General features: G+C 74.3%; 17 protein-coding genes. 3 read left to right on the top strand and 14 right to left on the bottom strand.

What is annotated here, in order from left to right; all coding sequences use genetic code 11:
- Positions 1 to 127 precede the first annotated feature (127 nt).
- The 10 genes from ABT345_RS25915 to ABT345_RS25870 form a co-directional block, all read right to left on the bottom strand.
- A complete protein-coding gene (locus ABT345_RS25915) occupies positions 128 to 1,189 on the bottom strand; it encodes a slipin family protein (RefSeq protein WP_345093561.1) in 1,062 nt (353 codons plus the stop codon).
- A gap of 223 nt (positions 1,190 to 1,412) precedes the next feature.
- Positions 1,413 to 2,318, bottom strand: coding sequence for a S1 family peptidase (locus tag ABT345_RS25910; protein ID WP_345093377.1), 906 nt, complete (start codon positions 2,316 to 2,318; stop codon positions 1,413 to 1,415).
- A 301-nt stretch (positions 2,319 to 2,619) separates the two neighbouring features.
- On the bottom strand, positions 2,620 to 3,411 hold the full coding sequence (locus ABT345_RS25905; protein ID WP_345093380.1) for a DUF1684 domain-containing protein: 792 nt from the start codon (positions 3,409 to 3,411) through the stop codon (positions 2,620 to 2,622).
- A complete protein-coding gene (locus ABT345_RS25900; protein WP_345093383.1) occupies positions 3,408 to 4,784 on the bottom strand; it encodes an NtaA/DmoA family FMN-dependent monooxygenase in 1,377 nt (458 codons plus the stop codon). Before ABT345_RS25900 ends, ABT345_RS25905 begins: the two co-directional genes overlap by 4 nt.
- Complete coding sequence (locus ABT345_RS25895; protein ID WP_345093386.1) at positions 4,781 to 5,839, bottom strand: LLM class flavin-dependent oxidoreductase; 1,059 nt, start codon at positions 5,837 to 5,839, stop codon at positions 4,781 to 4,783. The genes ABT345_RS25900 and ABT345_RS25895 overlap by 4 nt, the downstream gene beginning before the upstream one ends.
- 28 nt (positions 5,840 to 5,867) lie before the next feature.
- Entirely contained in the window at positions 5,868 to 6,878 is a 1,011-nt protein-coding gene (locus ABT345_RS25890; RefSeq protein WP_386461264.1) for an ABC transporter substrate-binding protein, read from the bottom strand.
- A 1-nt stretch (position 6,879) separates the two neighbouring features.
- Positions 6,880 to 7,650, bottom strand: a complete 771-nt coding sequence (locus ABT345_RS25885) for an amino acid ABC transporter ATP-binding protein (protein WP_345093392.1) — start codon at positions 7,648 to 7,650, stop codon at positions 6,880 to 6,882.
- Positions 7,647 to 8,531, bottom strand: coding sequence for an amino acid ABC transporter permease (locus tag ABT345_RS25880; RefSeq protein WP_345093395.1), 885 nt, complete (start codon positions 8,529 to 8,531; stop codon positions 7,647 to 7,649). The genes ABT345_RS25885 and ABT345_RS25880 overlap by 4 nt, the downstream gene beginning before the upstream one ends.
- The gene (locus tag ABT345_RS25875) at positions 8,515 to 10,425 is read right to left on the bottom strand and encodes an FAD/NAD(P)-binding protein (RefSeq protein WP_345093399.1); all 1,911 of its coding nucleotides are present in this window, start codon (positions 10,423 to 10,425) and stop codon (positions 8,515 to 8,517) included. The genes ABT345_RS25880 and ABT345_RS25875 overlap by 17 nt, the downstream gene beginning before the upstream one ends.
- Entirely contained in the window at positions 10,422 to 11,300 is an 879-nt protein-coding gene (locus ABT345_RS25870) for an amino acid ABC transporter permease (protein ID WP_345093401.1), read from the bottom strand. Before ABT345_RS25870 ends, ABT345_RS25875 begins: the two co-directional genes overlap by 4 nt.
- A gap of 530 nt (positions 11,301 to 11,830) precedes the next feature.
- Here ABT345_RS25870 and ABT345_RS25865 point away from each other — a divergent pair.
- From ABT345_RS25865 to ABT345_RS25855, 3 genes are read left to right on the top strand one after another with little or no spacing between them, the layout of a single operon-like run.
- Positions 11,831 to 12,922 (top strand): LLM class flavin-dependent oxidoreductase, encoded by a 1,092-nt coding sequence (locus tag ABT345_RS25865; RefSeq protein ID WP_345093404.1) that lies wholly within the window; start codon positions 11,831 to 11,833, stop codon positions 12,920 to 12,922.
- A complete protein-coding gene (locus tag ABT345_RS25860; RefSeq protein ID WP_345093407.1) occupies positions 12,919 to 13,416 on the top strand; it encodes a GNAT family N-acetyltransferase in 498 nt (165 codons plus the stop codon). Before ABT345_RS25865 ends, ABT345_RS25860 begins: the two co-directional genes overlap by 4 nt.
- Positions 13,413 to 14,375, top strand: a complete 963-nt coding sequence (locus ABT345_RS25855; protein ID WP_345093410.1) for an ABC transporter substrate-binding protein — start codon at positions 13,413 to 13,415, stop codon at positions 14,373 to 14,375. The genes ABT345_RS25860 and ABT345_RS25855 overlap by 4 nt, the downstream gene beginning before the upstream one ends.
- Positions 14,376 to 14,476: 101 nt before the next feature.
- On the opposite strand, the gene ABT345_RS25850 is transcribed toward ABT345_RS25855, so the two are convergent.
- From ABT345_RS25850 to ABT345_RS25835, 4 genes are read right to left on the bottom strand one after another with little or no spacing between them, the layout of a single operon-like run.
- Entirely contained in the window at positions 14,477 to 15,079 is a 603-nt protein-coding gene (locus ABT345_RS25850) for a GTP-binding protein (protein ID WP_345093413.1), read from the bottom strand.
- Positions 15,063 to 15,401 (bottom strand): DUF742 domain-containing protein, encoded by a 339-nt coding sequence (locus ABT345_RS25845; protein ID WP_345093416.1) that lies wholly within the window; start codon positions 15,399 to 15,401, stop codon positions 15,063 to 15,065. The genes ABT345_RS25850 and ABT345_RS25845 overlap by 17 nt, the downstream gene beginning before the upstream one ends.
- Entirely contained in the window at positions 15,398 to 15,823 is a 426-nt protein-coding gene (locus ABT345_RS25840; protein WP_345093419.1) for a roadblock/LC7 domain-containing protein, read from the bottom strand. Before ABT345_RS25840 ends, ABT345_RS25845 begins: the two co-directional genes overlap by 4 nt.
- Entirely contained in the window at positions 15,820 to 18,339 is a 2,520-nt protein-coding gene (locus ABT345_RS25835) for a sensor histidine kinase (RefSeq protein WP_351323439.1), read from the bottom strand. The genes ABT345_RS25840 and ABT345_RS25835 overlap by 4 nt, the downstream gene beginning before the upstream one ends.
- Between the last annotated feature and the right edge of the window lie 135 nt (positions 18,340 to 18,474).

Below are 18,474 nucleotides of genomic sequence, written 5' to 3'. Positions count from 1 at the left end.
GGGGGTTTCCCCTCAGCCGGACGGTGAACCACCCGTCCCTGTCGGCCTGTTGTGGCGTCTCACGACGGAATCTCGCCGCCGTCGCCCGGAGGCCCGCCCCGGGGTGGCGCGGCTCCGGTGCCGGGCGTCAGATGCCCGTGCCCCGGCTGCCGCCGTCGCCGCTCCCCGTCCCGCCGTCCTCGGTCCGTCCGATGTCCTCGACGGCCGCGTCGACGTCCTCGATGCGGCCCACGTCCTCGACGGGCGCGACCGGCCCCAACTCCTCGGCGCCCGGCTCGTCCGGCTCGTCGAGGTAGTGGCCGGGGCGGTGTGCCGGGTCCGGGCCGAGGCCGGGGTGGGAGCCGTCGGCGCCCGCGCCGGACGACGCGGGCGGGACCCGGCCGAAGGCGCCGGTCTCGGCCTCGGTGCGGGCCGTTTCGGCCTGGGCCTGGAGACCCGAGCGCTCCAGGAAGCGCAGCAGCTCCACGGGGAAGGGCAGCACCAGCGTGGAGTTCTTCTCGGCGGCGACGGCCACCACGGTCTGCAGCAGCCGCAGTTGGAGGGCGGCCGGCTGGTCGGACATCGCCTGGGCGGCCTCGGCCAGCTTCTTCGACGCCTGGAGTTCGGCGTCGGCGTTGATGACCCGGGCGCGCCGGTCCCGGGTGGCCTCCGCCTGGCGGGCCATCGACCGCTTCATGGTCTCCGGCAGCGACACGTCCTTGATCTCCACCCGGTCGATCTGGACGCCCCAGCCCAGCGCGGGGCTGTCGATCATCACGGCGAGGCCCTGGTTGAGCTTCTCGCGGTTGGAGAGCAGATCGTCGAGATCGCTCTTGCCGATGATGGAGCGGAGGGAGGTCTGGGCGACCTGGGAGACCGCGAAGCGGTAGTCCTCGACGGCGATGACGGCGTCGGCGGCGTCCACGACCTTGAAGTAGACGACGGCGTCGACGCGGACGGTGACGTTGTCGCGGGTGATGCCCTCCTGCGCGGGCACCGGCATCGTCACGATCTGCATGTTGACCTTACGCATCCGGTCCACACCCGGGACGATCATGGTGAAGCCGGGGCCGCGGACGGCGGACTTCAGCCGGCCCAGCCGCAGGACCACTCCGCGTTCGTACTGCTTGACCACGCGCGCCGCCGCGAGGAGATAGACGACGCCCGCCGAGGCGAGGGCGACCCCGCTGGTCACCAGCTCTTCCGCCAGCATCACGGCCCCCTGACTGGCCTCTGCCGCTCTAACCGGTTTGCGCTCTTATGCCATGGTATGCCCGAGCGGCGGGCCGGGCCCCGGCGTGCGGGGCCGGGGAAGGCGGGAGGCCGGGACCCTGCCCGCCGGCGGGCAGGGTCCCGGCCCGGACCGGACCGTCGTCCGGCCTTGCGCCGATATCAGCGGATCAGGGGCGGTGAGCAAGGCCGCCCCGGGGAGATCAGTAGACGCTCACGCCGTAGGCGCTGAGCGCCTCGGTGACGGGCTGGAAGAACGTCGTGCCGCCCGAGGTGCAGTCGCCGCTCCCGCCCGAGGTCAGGCCGAGGGCCGTGGTCCCGGAGTAGAGCGGGCCACCGCTGTCGCCGGGCTCGGCGCAGACGGTGGTCTGGATGAGGCCGGAGACGATGTCGCCGCCGCCGTAGTTCACCGTCGCGTTCAAGGCGGTGACCTTGCCGCTGTGGGTGCCGGTGGTGGAGCCGCGGCGGGTGACGGTCTGGCCGACCGACGGGGTGCCGGCGCTGGTGATGTCCTGGCTGCCGACGGTGCCCTCGTGGCTGACCGACCCGGTGTACTTCACGATGCCGTAGTCGTTGCCGGGGAAGCTGGACCCGGCGGTCGGCCCGATGCTCGTGGTGCCCGAGGAGTTGGTGTACCAGGGCGGGTTGCCGTCGGTGCAGTGACCGGCCGTCAGGAAGTAGTACGTGGTGCCGCTGCGGACGTTGAAGCCGAGCGAGCAGCGCCAGCTCGGCGCGTAGATGGCGTCGCCGCCGGAGATCAGCTTGCGCAGGGTGCCGGACGTCCGCTCGACGCGGACCGCACCGGCGTTGCTGCCCGCCGCGCGCTCGACCTTGGCGAGGTCGGCCCGGGAGACGGTGCTGTCGGCGGTGACGACCACCTCGTTGGTGGCCGGGTCGATCGCCCAGGCGGTGCCGGCGACATCCGCGGAGCGGATGGCGGAGCTGGCCGCGGAGAGCTGGGCGGCGCTGTACTTCGGGGCGGCTGCGGAGTTCTGCGCGGAGGCGGTGGGCACTGCGATGGCCCCCACGGCCAGCAGTCCGGTCGCCACGGCGAGCAGTCGGGTGCGTCTCGCGACGCCGCTGCGGGGATTGGTGCGCTCGTTCCTCACGTGATTCCTCCGAGGGGATCGGTGGGCCGCCTGTGGCGGCCCGTGAGGCGCAGTCGAGGGGCACGCCGCGGATTTCCGCATACGGAATCCGCGCCTTCCGCACGATCGTTTTTGCGTGCCCCTGACAAGCGCTGACGGGAGTGTCGGATGGATCGGGCCGCCGCGCAAGGGGGCCGTGAGGCGGGAGTGGGTGACAGACCGCCGTCAACCGCCTCCGGGCAGCGCGGAGTTCGCCGCCCCGGCAGGCCCTCTCGGGTGCGCCGGGACGGCGGTTGACCCCCTCGGTCGGGGGTGTGACGGATCAGGTGCCGGAACGGTTCCGCTCCCCCGCCCGCAGGGCGATGGGCAGGGTGTTGCCGGGCGGCGGGAACGGGCAGATGAAGTGGTCGGCGAAGGCGCACGGCGGCAGCAGCGTGCGGTTGAGGTCGACGGTGACGGTGCCGTCCGCGGCGGGCGCCGGGGTCCGCAGGAAGCGGAAGCGATAGCTCTCGGTGCCGCTGGTGGCGTCCGCGAGGACCGCCCACAGCGAGCCGTCGCCCTCGACCGCGACCTGGAGCGCGTGCTCGGCGCCGTCCACGGTGAACGTCAGCTCCCCGGCGAGCCCCAACTCCCGCCGTACGCCGTCGGCGTTGGGCACCCGCACCGCGCGGCTCTCGCCGTACGGGCGAAAGCGGCCCGGGACCGTCCGGCGCGGGTCGTGGTCGTAGGCGTCGATGCCGGTGAAGTCGCGGCGGGCGGGGGCGGCGGGGTCGAAGTCGCGGACCGCCCACAGGCCCTCGCGGCGCAGCACCGGCAGCCGCCGCGCGCCGTGGGCGATCCGGGCGGACTCCGCTCCGGCGTCCGGCTGGAGGCGGATCTCGCCGCCGAGCGGGGCGCCGTCGGCGGTGAGGCCGTCGGCGGGGGTGGCGTGCAGGACGACCGCGTCGCCGTCGTCCGTCCAGCGGCCCGGCAGCCCGGGGATCCGGCCGTCGGCGTGGTCGGCGAGCCAGAAGGTGCCGGTCAGGGCCAGTGGCCCGTAGGGGCGGGAGATGTCGGCGGTGCGGCGCTCACGCCAGGTCAGCCATGCCGCGTAGGCGTCCGTACCGGTGCTCATGACGCCTCACCCTGCCATACCGGAGTAACTGCTTCCGGAAGACCGAGGTGGGAGCGGAGGGTGCCGCCGGCGTACTCGGTGCGGAAGACGCCGCGCTCCTGGAGCAGCGGGACGACCCGGTCGACGAACGGGTCGAGCCCGTCGGGCGTCAGATGCGGGACGAGGATGAAGCCGTCGGCCGCCCGGGCGCGGACGAACTCGGTCATCTCGGCGGCGACCGTCCGCGGGGTGCCGACGAACGACTGCCGGCCGGTGGTCTCGATCACCGTCTCGCGCAGCGACAACCCCTTGGCCTGCGACAACGCCCGCCACTTGGCGACCACCGCCGCCGGGTCGGCGATCTTCACGCGGCCCTGGGCCAGCTCCGAGTGCGGGTCCGGGTCGATGTCCGGCAGCGGCCCGTCCGGGTCGTACGCGGAGAGGTCGACGCCCCAGAGCTGCTCGGCGGCGAGCAGGGCGTTCTGCGGGGAGATCTGGCGGCGGCGGATCTCGGCGGCGTGCTCCTGGGCCTCGGCGGCGGTGTCGCCGAGGACGAAGGTCACCCCCGGCATGATCTTGAGGTCGTCCGGGCGCCGCCCGTGGGCCGCGAGCCGCCCCTTGACGTCGGCGTAGAACGCCCGGCCCGCGTCGAGTCCGCTGTGCCGGGTGAAGATCACGTCGGCGGTGGCGGCGGCGAAGTCGCGGCCCTCGGGCGAGTCCCCGGCCTGGATGATGACCGGGTGGCCCTGCGGGGAGCGCGGCAGGGTGAACGGTCCGGCGAGGTCGAAGTGGGCGCCGCGGTGGCGGACCGGTTCGGGCGCCGGACCGCGCCAGGAGTCCCACAGCCGCCGGGCGGCGGCGACGAACTCGGCGGCGCGGGTGTACCGGTCGGCGCGGTCGAGGTAGCCGCCGCGGCGGAAGTTCTCGCCGGTGAAGGCGTCGGAGGTGGTGACGACGTTCCAGGCGGCCCGGCCGTCGCTGAGGTGGTCGAGCGAGGAGAGCCGGCGGGCCAGTTCGTACGGTTCGTTGAAGGTCGCGTTGACGGTGGCGGCCAGGCCCAGCCGGTCGGTGACGGCGGCGAGCGCGGTCAGCACGGTCAGCGACTCGGGGCGGCCGACGACGTCGAGGTCGTGGATGCGGCCCTTGTGTTCGCGCAGCCGCAGCCCCTCGGCGAGGAAGAAGAAGTCGAAGAGCCCGCGCTCGGCGGTCCGGGCGAGGTGGACGAAGGAGTCGAAGCGGATCTGGCTGCCGAGCGAGGGATGGCGGCCCGCGCCCCGGCCCGTGGCGGGCGGGGCGTCGTCCCAGACGGTGGTGTTGTTGACACCGGGGAAGTGCGCGGCCAGATGGAGCTGCCGGGGCGCGGACGGGTCAGACGGGTGCGGGGCGGTGGTCATCGCGAGACCTCTCGGGCGCGGGCGTGGCGGTTGGCGGGGCGGGGCAGGCCCAGGTGCTCGCGGAGCGTGGCGCCCGGGTAGAAGCGGCGGAGCAGGCAGCGGTGCTGGAGGACCGGGACGGTGCCGTCGACGAGAAGGCCCAGGTCACGGGCCGGATCGGCGGGCCGCAGATGGAAGCCGTCGGCCGCGCCGTCCGCGTACCAGTCGCCGATCCGGTCGGCGAGCGCGACGGCGTCCCCGGAGGCGTACAGCTCGATCGCGAGCGAGGCGAGGACCAGCAGCCGGTCCGGGTCGCGGCCCAGCGCGCGGGCGCGGGCGCGCAGATCGTCGCGGGCGGCGAAGGCGGTGGCCGGGTCCTCGGCGCGGACCAGCGCGACATCGGCGTGCGCGGCGGCCACCTGCCGTACGGTCGCACCGCCCGGACCGGTGCCGGTGGCGTCGAGGACGACGGGTGGGCGGCCCTGCGGGGGCCGGGGCACGATGGACGGGCCGCGGACCGAGAAGAACTCGCCGGCGTAGTCGGTGTAATGGAGCCTGTCGCGGTCGATGAAGCGGCCACTCGCCCGGTCGCGGATCTCGGCGTCGTCCTCCCAGCTGTCCCAGAGCAGGGCGGCGACCTCCGCGACCTCGCCCGCCTCCCGCCACGCCGCGTCGGGCGCGGGCGCCGGGCGGCGGCCGAAGAGCGCCGCCTCGGCCGCGGTGAGCGAGACGTCGGGCCGCCAGCCCGCCCGGCCGGAGCTGACCCAGTCGAGGGTGGCGATCGAGGTGGCGACGTGGAAGGGCTCGGTGTGGGTGGTGGTGACGGTGGGGACCAGGCCGATGCGTGAGGTGGCCGGGGCGACGCGGGAGAGCACGGCGAGCGCGTCGGGGCCCGGCCGGCCGAAGGCGTCGCCGAGGGTGACGAAGTCGAGGGTGCCGCGCTCGGCGAGGCGGACCAGCCGGAGGTAGCCGGCCGCGTCGAAGCGTTCCGGTGCGGCCGGGCGGCCGCCGTCCGGGGGGCCGTCGAGGGCGACGGCGAGCGGGATCGGGCGCCGCTGCGGTGCGGGTGAGGCCATGGGGGTTGCCTTCCGAAAGGGGTGCGGGTCAGTGCGTCCGGGGCAAGCCGGGCGGGTTGATCTGCGAGGTGGTGAGGGCTTCGGCGCCCAGTCCCCAGCGGTCGAGGACCGTGCGGTAGCTGCCGTCGGCGATGACGGCGCGCAGCGCGGCGGCGTAGGCGCCGACCAGTCCGCTGCCCTTCTTCGTGGTGGCGGCGATCTTCCCCTGGACGGCGTCGCCGCCCCCGGAGAACCGCCCGATGCTCTGCGTCCGCCCCGCCGTGTTCACGTGGTACACGACGGACGGGTTGGGGCCGAAGTAGGCGTCGATACGGCCCGATTGGAGGGCCAGGTAGGTGTCGGAGGTCTTGGGGTAGTAGCGGATGTCGACGGGCCTGCGGCCGGCCTTGACGTTCTCCGCGCTCCATTCCAGGAGGATCTTCTCCTGGTTGGTGGCGGTGCCGACGGCGATGGTCCTCCCCGCGACGTCCGCGGCCCCGCGGACCCGCCAGGCGGTGCCCTTGCGCGCCTCCACCGCCAGTTCGTCGCGGCGGTAGGTGGCGAAGTCGTACTTCTCCTTGCGCTCCTCGGTCACCGTGACGTTGGAGAAGACGGCGTCGAGTTTGCCGCTGTCCAGGCCGACGAAGAGGTTCTCCCAGGACAGCGGTTCCAGGCGCAGCCGCAGGCCGAGGGCGTCGGCGACCAGGGTGGCGAGGTCGGTCTCGACGCCGATGAGGGTGCGGTCGTCGGTGGCGTAGAAGGTCAGCGGCGGGGAGCTCTCGGCGGCGACGCCGACCCGCAGTTCGCCGGTGGCGCGGACGCGGGCCGGGAGAAGCGCCGCCGCCTTCGCGTTCTTCGCGGCGCGGACGCGGTGCTGGTCCGGGCCGATGTTGATCTTCGGCCCGTCCGCCGCGCCGACCGGCGCGGTGTCCTCGACGGCGGCGCCGGAACCGCAGGCGGCGAGCAGCGCCGGCCCGGCGGCGAGGGCGAGGACGGCGGTCAGGGCGCGGCGGCGGTTCACGGCGGGGCTCCTCGGGGCGGATTCTCGGGGTCCGGGCATGTCACAGGACCTTGGAGAGGAAGGCCCGGGTGCGGGCCTCGCGCGGCGCGTCGAGCACCTGGGCGGGCGGGCCCTGTTCGACGATCCGGCCGTCGTCCATGAAGACGACGGTGTCGGCGACCTCCCGGGCGAAGCCGATCTCGTGGGTGACGATGATCATCGTGGTGCCCCGGGCCGCCAGATCCTTGATGACGTCCAGGACCTCGCCGACCAGCTCCGGGTCGAGGGCGGAGGTCGGCTCGTCGAAGAGGAGGAGCTTGGGTTCCAGGGCGAGGGCGCGGGCGATGGCGACGCGCTGCTGCTGGCCGCCGGAGAGCTGACGCGGATAGGCGTCGGCCTTGCCGGCCAGCCCGACCCGTTCGAGGAGGGCCAGCGCGGTGGCGGTGGCGTCCTTGCGGGAGCGGCCGAGCGCCGCCACGGGCGCCTCGGTGACGTTCTCCACCACCGTCAGGTGCGGGAAGAGGTGGAAGTCCTGGAAGACGAAGCCGATGTGGGTGCGCTGCCGCAGGATCTCCCGTTCGCGCAGCTCGTACAGCTTGTCGCCGGAGCGGCGGTAGCCGATGAGGGTGCCGTCGACGGCGACGGTGCCGCTGTCGACCTTCTCCAGGTGGTTGAGGGTGCGCAGCAGCGTGGACTTGCCGGAGCCGGACGGGCCGATGACGACGGTGACCTCACCGGCGGCGACCCGCAGATCCACCCCCTTGAGCACGTCGAGCGGGCCGAAGCTCTTGCGGACGGCGCGGACCTCGACCATCGCGGGCTGTGGACTCATCGGGTGGCTCCCTTGGCGAAGTGGCGTTCGACGTGGTGCTGGAGGACGGAGAGCGCGCCGGTCAGCAGCAGGTACCAGACGGTGGCGACCATCAGCAGCGGGACGACGCGGCCGGTGCGGCCGTAGATGACCTGGACCTGGTAGAAGAGTTCGCCGATCGCCATGACGGAGACGATCGAGGTGCCCTTGAAGAGCGAGATGACCTCGTTGGCGGCGTTGGGCGCGAGGGCGCGCATGGCCTGCGGCAGCACGATCCGGCGCAGCCGGCGCAGGCGCGGGATGCCGAGGGCGGCGGCCGCCTCCTGCTGCCCGGCGTCGACGGCGAGGATGCCGCCGCGGACGATCTCGGCGGCGTACGCGGCCTGGTGCAGGGCGAGGCCGAGGACCGCCGCGCCCATCGCGCCGACCAGGTCCATCGTGGCGAACGAGAAGAAGCCGGGGCCGAAGGGGACGCCGAGGTCGATGCGGCGGTAGAGGTAGGCGAAGTTGAACCAGAACAGCAGCTGGACGATGAGCGGGACGGAGCGGAACACCCAGACGTAGCCGTGGGCGACGGCGCGCAGGAACGGGCTGGCGGACAGCCGCAGCAGGGCCAGCACGATGCCGAGGGCGAAGCCCAGCACGGTGCCGTAGGCGGTGAGCTGAAGGGTGGTGCCGACGGCGTGCAGCACCGCGGGCGCGGTGACGTACTGCGCGAACACCCCCCATTCCCAGGCCGGGTTGGTGGCCAGACCGTGGACGAACTGGGCGAGGAGCACCGCGGTCACGGCGACGGCGGCCCAGCGCCAGGGGTGGCGCACCGGCACCACCCGCAGCGTTTCCGGGCCGCCCGCGTCGGGCGGTGCCGCGGTGGCGGCGGGGGGTTCAGCGGTCAGCGGCATGGCGGTCCTCGCGGGTGGCGGTGCGGGCGGTGCGGGGCCGCGCGGCGGGCGGCGCCGCGCGCTCCGTCAGGAAGGTGAGCAGCGCCCGCGCGCTCGCGTCGTTCTGCCGGAAGGCGGGGGCGTTGGTACGGGGGCGGGTGAAGGCGCCGCCGGAGCGGGCGTCGGTGTGCGGGCCGAGGGCGAAACGGCGCGGGTGCGGGCGGCCCGCGCGGTCGAGGACGCGGCCGTCGGCGGGGTCCACGGCGAGCAGTCCGGCGGGCGTCTCGGCGGCGCCGTCGGCGTGCAGGGCGCGCAGCAGCGCATCGGCGGAGCGGGCCACGGTCGGCTCCGGCAGCCGCGCCTCGACCAGTGTGCGGGCCCGCGTCTCGGCGCCCGGTACGGTCGCCGACCGGGCCGTGAACAGGCCGGTGACCGGATCGGCGGTGACGGTGGTGCCGGCGCCGAGGAAGCGGACCAGCCCGGCGCGGGAGAGGGCGAGCAGCTGGCGCAGCCGGGGGCCGGGCGGCCCGGAGGCGAGGTAGCTGAAGAAGCCGTGCCACCAGGGGCCGCGGTCGCCGATCCGGATCAGCTGGCCGTAGACGGAGAGCAGCGCGAGGAAGACGGCCTGGTCGGGGCTGTACGCGGGGTCGTGGCGGCGGGTCAGGTCGGCCTCGATGTGGGCGCGCAGGGCGTCCTGGAGCGCCTCGCCGTCGGGGAGGCGCAGCCCGGCCAGCGGGTGGTCGAGGGCGGTGAGGTCGAGGCGGTCGGCCGGATCGGGCACCGCCTCCTTCGCCAGCGCCCGGCGGGCCGCCGCGTCCCCGGCGGCGTACCGGCGCTCGAAGGCCGGCCAGGGCAGCCGGGTGCGTTCGGGGTGGGCGGTGAAGAGGCGGTGGTAGTGGGCGAAGCCCAGCTCCTTGTCGATCAGCGGGCGGACGTCGGCGTCGAAGGAGAAGCCGCCGGGCCGGGCGAGCAGCGCGTCGACCTCGGCGGGGCCGAGGAAGCGCGGCAGCGGCGGGCGGGCCGCGTCCGGTTCGTAGCCGATCTTGGAGCGGTAGGGGACGCCGCGTCGCGAGCCGACGTGCAGCACCGGCTCGCGGCCCGAGGGGTGGTACGTCAGCCGTCCGTCGGCCTCCTCGGTGTACCGGCCGCCGCGCCCCTCGGTGACCAGCACCATCAGGTCGATGAAGGCGAGGCCGAACCCGCGGACCAGCGCCGGCTCGCCGGGCCGCAGCCCGCCCAGATCGGCGTCGGCGGTGAAGCCCGGCGGCAGGTACGTCAGCCGGTGGCGCTCGGCGAAGCGGGCCAGCTCCCGCTGCCCCGCGTCCGGTTCGGCGTCCAGGTGCCCGAGGGCGAGCACCACGGCGTCGGCGGTGAGCGGCGCCGGGCAGCCCTCCAGCCAGACCTGCTGGCGGCCGTCGGCGGGCCCGGCGAGGCGGACCGCGCGGCGGCGGTGCTCATGGACCGCGACCCGCGGCGGCAGCGCGGCCACCGCACGCTCGTACGCCCAGGTCAGATAGGCGCTCTGGAGCCGGCGGCCGGGGAAGTCGAGCGGGCCGAGGGCGGCGACGGCCGCGGCGATGTCCGGGGTGGTGCGGATGCCGCCGGAGCGGACCGCGGCGCACCACTGGGCGAGCGACGGCCCCCGGCGCACCGGACCGGCCATCTCCACGGTGTCGTCGGTGAAGAGGGTGGAGTCCTCGGGCAGCGAGTTCATCCACAGCAGCGGCGACTGGTCACGGCGCCAGATCCGGCCGCCGCCCGGCGGGTACGGGTCGACGAGGTGCAGGTCGAGCGGGGCGTCGCCGTACAGCTCGGGGGCGTTGGCGGCGATCCGCTCGATCAGGCCGGTGGCGCGGGGCCCGGCGCCGACGATCACCACGGCGGGGCGCCCGGTCCGGCGCGGCGCGGCGTTCACCGGGCACCGGCCGTTCCGCGGGCGTAGCGCCGCTCGACGTAGTGCTGGCCGACCGAGAGCAGCGAGGTGATGATCACGTACCAGACGGTGGCGACCATCAGCATCGGGATGACCTGGTAGGTGCGGTGGTAGATGAGCTGCACGGAGTAGAGCAGGTCGTTGACGGCGATCATGGAGACGACCGAGGTGCCCTTGAGCGTGCCGATCAGCATGTTCCCGGCGGGCGGCACGATCGACCGCATGGCCTGCGGCAGCACGATCCGCCGCAGCCGCCGCCACCGCCCGAGCCCCAGCGACTGCGCCGCCTCCGTCTGGCCCCGGTCCACGGAGAGGATCCCGGCCCGCACCACCTCGGCGGCGTACGCGGCCTCGTGGAGGGTCAGTCCGAGGACGGCGATGGCGGGCGGCGCCAGCAGATGCACCGTCTTGACCCCGAGGATCGTCGGGTAGAGCGCGCCGATGTTGAACCAGAACAGCAGCTGGACCAGGATCGGCATCGACCGGAAGAGCCAGACGTAGCCCGAACCGACGCCGCGCAGCACGGGGTTGGCGGACAGCCGCATGGTCGCGAGCAGGGTGCCCAGCGCGAAGCCGAGGACCATCACGGCGGCGGTCAGCCCGAGCGTGAGCAGCAGGCCGTTCAGGACCGGGGTGGTGAGGAAGTAGGCGGCGACGAGGTCCCACCGGAAGGCGTCGTTCCCGGCGACGGAGCGGAGGACGAGCGCCAGCAGGACGAGGACGGCTGCGGCGGCCGCCCACTGGCCGAGCGGGCGGCGGGCGACGATGCGCGGCGGCGCGGCGCTCGCGGGGCGGCCGCCTGCGGGCGGCGGGGCGGACGGGGGGACGGCGGAGGTATGGAGAGTGCCGGAGGGCATGCGAAGGCTCCGTGGATGCGGTGATCGAACACGGGAGATGCGCCTTCACAGGCAAGGCGGTCGCGCCCCTCAGCACGGCCGTGGTGTGAGGCTATGGGGTCAACACGCCGTTCTGTCAAGGCTGTCCACACTGTGAGCGGTGCGTCACGGAGCGGTTGACGCACAACCGGATGCCTGTTCCACTTAGCCGCATGAACGCATGGCAGCGGCTGGTCACCCGCGACCACATCGACTTCGGTCGCGTGTGGTCGTCGTCCTGTTGAGCTGACGCCCTGCCCTGAGGCCCGCCGCCTTCGCCCGGCGGGCCGATCCGCGGTTCCGGCTTCCCGCCACCGCGCCTTCACACCGTGCCGCCCGCCGGCACACCTTCCCCTCGCGCTTCCCGGACCCCGGGCGCCCGCCGCCCCGGCTCCACCGCACCACCCGTCAGCCGCGCCCTCCCGTGCCCGCCGTCCGCCGGCGCGCCCGGACGTGCGCGGACCCCCGCTTTGACCTCCGCGTTCCTTCGGCACGCTCGAAGAAGGGCCGATATGCGCTTCGGCGTCATGACTCTCATCGACCACGTCCCGGACGCCCGCTCCGGGCGCCTCGTCTCCCCCACCGAACGCTTCCGCGAAGTCGTCGAACTCGCCGTCCTCGCCGAGGAGTCGGGCTTCGACGCCTTCGGGGTCGGCGAGCGGCACGGCCCGCCGTTCCTCTCCAGCTCCCCGCCCGCGGTGCTCGGCGCGATCGCCGCCCGCACCCACCGGATCCGGCTGTTCACCACCGTCACCGTGCTCTCCACGCTCGACCCGGTCCGCGTCGCCGAGGACTACGCCACCGTCGACCAGCTCTCCGGCGGCCGGCTGGAACTCACCATCGGCAAGGGCAACGCCCCCGAACCCTGGGCGCTCTTCGGCCGCGACAGCTCGGCGCAGTACGCCCTCCAGGAGGAGAACTACGAACTGCTGCGGCGGCTGTGGAGCGAGGAGAAGGTCACCTGGTCCGGCTCCTTCCGCCCGCCGCTCACCGATGCGACCACCCTGCCCCGCCCCCACCAGCAGCCGCCCACCGTCTGGCACGGCAGCGCCACCAGCGAACGCTCCGTGGAGCTGGCCGCCCTGTGGGGCGACCCGCTCTTCGCCGCCAACGCGATCCAGCCGGTGGCCAACTACGCCGCCCTCATCGACCGCTACCGCACCCGCTGGGAGGCGTACGGCCACGATCCGGCCGCCGCCCTCGTCGGCTCCGGCGGCACGCTGTACGCCGCGGCCGACGACCGCACCGCGCGCCGGCAGTTCGCGCCGTACTACGAGACGGCCGTCGCCGCCCGCGACGTCCCCGGCAACAACACCCCCTTCCGGACCGTCGACGAAGCCGCCGACCTGGGGCCGGCGTTCATCGGCTCCCCCGCCCGGATCGCCGACAAGATCGCCGAACAGCACCGGGCCTACGGGCACGCCCTGCAGTTCTTCTCCGTCGACACCGCCGGGCTGCCCTTCGCCCGGCGGGCCGAGGTGCTGCGGCTGACCGCCGCCGAGGTGCTGCCGCAGCTCCGCCACGCCCTGCCCGACCCGCTGGACTGGCCGGACCCGACGGAGACCGGCGCCGCCGCGGCGCCCGCCGCGGAGCCGGTGCGGTGAGCGCCGTCCGCCGCGCCGACGGCCCCACCGTGCTGCACACCACCGTCACCGACCCGCTCGCCCGGCCGCTGCTCGACGAACTCACCCACGAGTACACCGCCCGCTACGGCGGACCCGTCGACCTCGGCAAGGAGTACCCGGCGGCGGAGTTCGCCCCGCCGCACGGCGCGTTCCTGCTGCTCCTGGAGGGCGGCGAGCCGGTCGCCGGGGGCGCCTACCGCCGCCGCGACGCCCGCACCGCCGAGCTGAAACGCATCTGGACGCACTCCGCGCACCGCCGCCGCGGGCTGGCCCGCCGGGTGCTGCGGGCCCTGGAGCAGGAGGCCGCCGCCCACGGCTACACCCGCCTCTGGCTGACCACCGGCCCCCGCCAGCCGGAGGCCCGGGGCCTGTACCTCGCGGCGGGCTACCGCCCGCTCTTCGACCTGACCGCACCACCGGAGTCGATCGGCCCGCTGCCGTTCGAGAAACACCTGGAGACCCGCCGCCCATGACCGGACCCAGCTCCCCCGCCCGGACCGGGAAGCGCACCGCCGTGCCGCGCACCGCCGCCTTCCTCGCCGCCGCCGCGCTGACCCTCGCCGGGTGCGCCGAACCGGCGGCCACCGGCAAGGACGCCCCGGGCGCCGCCGCCTCCGCCGTCCCCACCGCCGATGTCGTCTCCGGCATCGCGAAGGACCCGGCCGCCGCCGCGCTGCTGCCCGACGCCGTCCGCGCCCGCGGCACGCTCGCCCTCGCCTCCAGCATCAGCTCGCTGCCCGGCGCCGTCTATCTGCCGGACGGCAAGACCGTCGCCGGGGAGGACATCGACCTCGCGGACGCCGTCGGCAAGACCCTGGGCCTGCGGCTGAAGCGGGAGCCGGCGAGCTTCGAGGCGATCCTGCCCGCCCTCGGCAGCGGCCGCTACGACGTCGGCACCGGCAACTTCGGCGTCACCGACGCCCGCCGCAAGACCCTCGACTTCGTCACCTACATCAACGACGGCCAGGGCTTCGCCGTCCGCGAGGACAGCGCGCTGAAGAAGGTCACCGCGCTGACGCAGCTGTGCGGACTGACCGTCGCCACCGGCGCCGGGACCACCTTCGAGGCGACGCTGCAGAAGGAGCGCCGGCAGTGCACCGCCGCCGGGAAGAAGCCGTACGACGTCAAGACGTACGCCGAGGTGTCCGCGCTGTACGCCTCGCTCCAGCAGGGCCGTACCGATGTGGTGATGAGCACCGTCAACGGACTGCGGTACGCCGTCAGCCGCCAGCCCGGACTGCGGTTCCTGGGCGCCTACAAGCGGCTGGACGTCGGCTTCGCCCTCAAAAAGGGCAGCCCGCTCGCACCGGCCTTCCGCGCCGCCGTCAACCACCTGATCGAGACCGGTGATTACCGCAAGATCCTCAAGAAGTGGGGCACCGCGGACTCGGCGCTGGCCACCTCGCGGATCAGCCCTCCGGAGATCCGCTGACACGCGCGGGGCACGGGCCGCCCTGCGGAGATCCGCTGACACACGCGGGGCACGGGCCGCCCTACCGGACCGCCCGTGCCCCGCACCGCCGGATGCGCCGCCTACCGCGCGGCCGCACCCGCCTTCGCCGGCCCCCCGGTGACGTGCTGGTGCACGACCCGGTCCATCAGCGCGGCCAGCACATCGCGGACCGCGGACCGCTCGCGCGCGTCGCAGGTGAGGACCGGCACCTCCGGGCCGATGCCGAGCGCCTCGCGGACCTCGTCCAGCGCGAAGAGCTGCGCCCCGTCGAAGCGGTTGACCGCCAGGACGAACGGCGTCCCGCGCTCCTCGAAGTAGTCGAGCGCGGGGAAGGAGTCCTCGATCCGCCGGGTGTCCACCAGCACGATCGAGCCCAGCGCGCCCTCCACCAGGTCGTCCCAGAGGAACGAGAACCGGTCCTGGCCCGGCGTGCCGAACAGATAGAGCACGATCGACGGATCGAGCGTGATCCGGCCGAAGTCCAGCGCGACCGTCGTGGTGGTCTTGTTCTCCACCCCGACCAGCGAGTCCACCCCGACCGAGACCTGGGTGATCGCGGCTTCGGTGTCCAGCGGTTCGATCTCCGAGACCGCGCCGATGAACGTCGTCTTGCCCACCCCCAGACCGCCGCTGATCACGATCTTCACGGCGAGCGGTGCGGCTTTGTCAGAGCGCCCGGACATGGTCCCTGATCCTCTCCAGGACATGGAGCGGCAGCTCCGTGGGTTGTTGACAGACCAGCAGGCCACCGACGACGAGATCGGAGATGAGCACCTTGGCCACCCCCAGCGGCACGCCGATCTTCTCGGCCACCTCGGCGACCATCGTCGGCTGCGCGCAGAGCGCCACGATCCGGCGCCGCTCGAACTCCAGCGAGCCCAGCGGCGCCTCGGGCACGGCCACGACCAGCGTCTCCAGCCGCAGATCGGCGTGGGTCGGCTCGACGCGCCCGCCGGTCATGATGAACGGCCGGACGAACAGCGCGTCCTCCAGCTCCTCGCTCATCGGGGCAGGACCTGCCGCAGATCGGCGATGAGCGCCGGGGTCAGCAGATCGCCGGCCCGCTCGGCGAGGACGGCCATCTCGTAGCCGACCAGGCCGAGTTCGCCGCTGCTGTCGGCCAGTACGCCCAGGCAGCTGCCGTCGCGGATCGCGGAGACCAGCAGGAAGCCGCGGCCCATCTCGATCATGATGAGCTTGACGCCGTCGAACTCGTAGCGCCGCGAGGCGCTCCGCGCCAGGCTGGACAGGCCGGAGACGACCGCCGCCAGATGGTCGGCGTCGGTGCGGCCCAGGCCGTCGGAGACGGCGATCAGCAGGCCGTCCGAGGAGACCGCGACGGCATCGCGGACGCCGTCGGTGCGGCGGACGAAATTGGCCAGCAGCCAATTGAACGTCTGGGAGTCGTTGTGCAGGTCGACGCTCACTTGTGGTCACCCTTCCCCTCGGCGGCCGTGTGCTCCGGCTCCTTCTGCTGCTGCGGCGCCTGCTCGGCCCGGCGCCCGGCCGGGGCCGCGTCCGGCCCGGGCCCGGCCGGGGCGGCGGCCCCCGGCTCCCGGCGCGCCGCCCGCTCGCGCGCCCGCTCCTCGTTCCGCTCCCGCTGCGCCTGCCGCTCCTTCTCCTTCTCGACGCTGATCGCCCCGCGCATATGGGCGCTGCGCAGCCCGGCGAGCATCCCGGAGACCTCGTCGGGCGAGCGCTCCGGCGTCGGCGCGGCCTGCTGCTGCCAGCGCGGCGCCCCCGTCTCGTCCACCGCGGACCGGATGGCGCTCCGCTTCGCCCGCTTGACCAGGCCGTTACGGGTACGGGCCGCGGAGGAGCCGCGCGGACCGGCCGGGGCCGCCGCGCCCTCCTCGGCGTCGCGGGCGGCGTCGCCCTGGGCGGCGCGCGGCCGGGGCAGCGCCTCGGTGCCGCCGTCGGGGCGGGGCGCCGCGTCGCGGTCCGCCCCGGCCGGGGCGGCGGCCGCCGGCCGGGCCGGCCGCCGGTCCTTCGCGTCCGCCGGGGGCCTCTGCTCGTCGGACACCTTCTCCTCCTCCTTCTTCCCGCGCACGGCCGGGACGTCGGGGACGGCCGGCGCGGCCGCGGAGTCGGTCAGCAAGGTCGCCGGGATGAGCACCCGGGCGACGGTTCCGGCGGCCGGTGCCTCGCCGAGGCGGACCTCGATCCCGCACTTGCGGGCCAGCGCGCCGACGACGAAGTGGCCGAGGAACCGGGTGGGTTCGGCCATGAAGCTGGCGGCCCCGGAGAGCCGGACGTTCGCCTCGGCCATCGCCGGGGCGGCCATGCCGGTGCCGTGGTCGACGATGGCGACGAGGTACCCGGCGCTGGTGCGGCGGCCCTCGACCTCGACGTCGGTGTCCGGCGGGGAGAAGCTGAGCGCGTTCTCGACCAGTTCGGCCAGCAGATGCGCGATCTCGGAGACGACGGTGCCGCTGACGAACGCGGCGTCCACCCGGCGCAGGCTGACCCGGCGGTACTCCTCCACCTCGGAGAGGGCCGCGCGGATGACGTCGGTCACCGACAGCGGGGTGGCCCAGGTCCGCGGGCTGGCCTCACCGGCGAGCACCAGCAGGCTCTCGGCGTTGCGGCGCATGCGGGTCGCGAGGTGGTCCAGCTCGAAGAGGTTGGCGAGGGTCGCGGGGTCGGCGTCCTCGTGCTCCAGCTTGTTGATGAAGCTGATCTGCCGGCGGACCAGGTTCTGGTTGCGGCGGCCGAGGTTGACCAGCGACTCGGTGGCGTTGCGGCGCAGCACGGCCTGCTCGGTGGCGAGGTCGTAGGCGACCTTCTGCATCTGGTCGAAGGCGTCGGCCATCTGCCGGATCTCGGTGCCGGAGCCGCTCGGTACGGACAGCGGGCCGAGCGGTTCGGGCGCGCCGGACTCCTTCTGGACCCGGGCGACGGCGGCGGGCAGCCGGTTGCCCGCCACGTCGCGCGCCTGCCGGGTCAGCGCGCCGAGCGGCCCGGAGACCGAGCGGGCGGCGCCGATCGCGAGGGCGGCGAGCGCGGCGATCGAGCCGAGGGCCAGCACGGCGAAGAAGACCAGCGTGCGGGTGGCGTCGGACTCCAGCTCACCGGCGCGGGCCGTGATGTCCTTGCCCAGCGAGAGCTGCACGGTGCGCAGGCCGTTGATGGTGGAGGTCGCCGACTCGTACCAGGCGGTGGCCGGGATCCGGGCGGGCAGTCGGCCGTGACCGGCGACGATCTGCTGGACGTAGCCGAGCAGCTGCTGCGCGGCGGGGGTCGCGAGCGCCTCCTTCAGCTCCTGCTGCTGGGGTCCGGTGGCCCACTCCGGGAAGGTGGCCGTGGCCGACAGGCGTCCGGCGCGGGCGGTCAGGAAGCGGGTGTAGTCGTCGCCGCGGAACGCCCCGCGGTGCAGCGAGCCCAGCACGACGGCGCGTTCCTGGCCCAGCAGCTCCTTCATCCGGCCCACCACCTGGAACGCCTGGTAGTCGGCGCGCAGCCGGGCGTCGCGGACGTGGACGAGACCGAGGTCGAGCCGGCCGAGGGCCTCGTCGGTGCCGGTGAAGTAGTCGTAGGTGCGGGCGACGACGCCGGTGCCGTTGTCGGCGGCGGCGCGGATGTCCTTGAGGGCGTCGGCGCGGTGGAGCGCGGTGCGGACGGAGCCGGCGGCGGGATCGGTGCGGCCGGCCAGCTCGTCGTCGACCTCGGCGCGCGCGGCGTCGGTGAGCTTGCGCTGCGCCAGCATGCCGGTGTGGAACTCCGCGATCCCGCCGACGTAGCCGGTGGTCAGTCCGCGTTCCTTCTGGTGTTCGTGGAGGAAGCCCTGGAGGGCGTCGGCGAGATGGGCGTCGGACGCGGTGGCGCTGGCGTTCTCGTAGTCGCCGATCTGGTGGGCGGCGGAGAAGCCGAGCAGCGCCAGGAGTATCGCGAGCGCGACGCAGAGGATGCGGATGAGCTTGGCGCGGATGGTGCGTGGCGCCACGACGGCTGCCGTGAACGCCCGCCGGAAGCGCGCGGATCCGGCTTCCGTGGTCTGTGTTTCCACTGGGAGTGACTTTCGAAGGTGTGTGGTTCGGACAGCAGACGGAATCTGCTGCCGTGTCAACGACCTTCCGAT

Source organism: Streptomyces sp. NPDC000404 (genome assembly GCF_040300365.1).
GTDB lineage: Bacteria > Actinomycetota > Actinomycetes > Streptomycetales > Streptomycetaceae > Streptomyces > Streptomyces ramulosus.
Note: the sequence above shows the minus strand (reverse complement) of the source record. Positions and strands in the feature narration are given on the sequence as shown.

Excerpts from the sequence above, each read along its gene's own strand:
- ABT345_RS25905 (WP_345093380.1), bottom strand. The coding sequence starts at position 3,411 with ATGAGCACCGGTACGGACGCCTACGCGGCATGGCTGACCTGGCGTGAG.
- ABT345_RS25900 (WP_345093383.1), bottom strand. The coding sequence starts at position 4,784 with ATGACCACCGCCCCGCACCCGTCTGACCCGTCCGCGCCCCGGCAGCTC.
- ABT345_RS25895 (WP_345093386.1), bottom strand. The coding sequence starts at position 5,839 with ATGGCCTCACCCGCACCGCAGCGGCGCCCGATCCCGCTCGCCGTCGCC.
- ABT345_RS25890 (WP_386461264.1), bottom strand. The coding sequence starts at position 6,878 with ATGCCCGGACCCCGAGAATCCGCCCCGAGGAGCCCCGCCGTGAACCGC.
- ABT345_RS25885 (WP_345093392.1), bottom strand. The coding sequence starts at position 7,650 with ATGAGTCCACAGCCCGCGATGGTCGAGGTCCGCGCCGTCCGCAAGAGC.
- ABT345_RS25880 (WP_345093395.1), bottom strand. The coding sequence starts at position 8,531 with ATGCCGCTGACCGCTGAACCCCCCGCCGCCACCGCGGCACCGCCCGAC.
- ABT345_RS25870 (WP_345093401.1), bottom strand. The coding sequence starts at position 11,300 with ATGCCCTCCGGCACTCTCCATACCTCCGCCGTCCCCCCGTCCGCCCCG.
- ABT345_RS25865 (WP_345093404.1), top strand. The coding sequence starts at position 11,831 with ATGCGCTTCGGCGTCATGACTCTCATCGACCACGTCCCGGACGCCCGC.
- ABT345_RS25855 (WP_345093410.1), top strand. The coding sequence starts at position 13,413 with ATGACCGGACCCAGCTCCCCCGCCCGGACCGGGAAGCGCACCGCCGTG.
- ABT345_RS25850 (WP_345093413.1), bottom strand. The coding sequence starts at position 15,079 with ATGTCCGGGCGCTCTGACAAAGCCGCACCGCTCGCCGTGAAGATCGTG.
- ABT345_RS25845 (WP_345093416.1), bottom strand. The coding sequence starts at position 15,401 with ATGAGCGAGGAGCTGGAGGACGCGCTGTTCGTCCGGCCGTTCATCATG.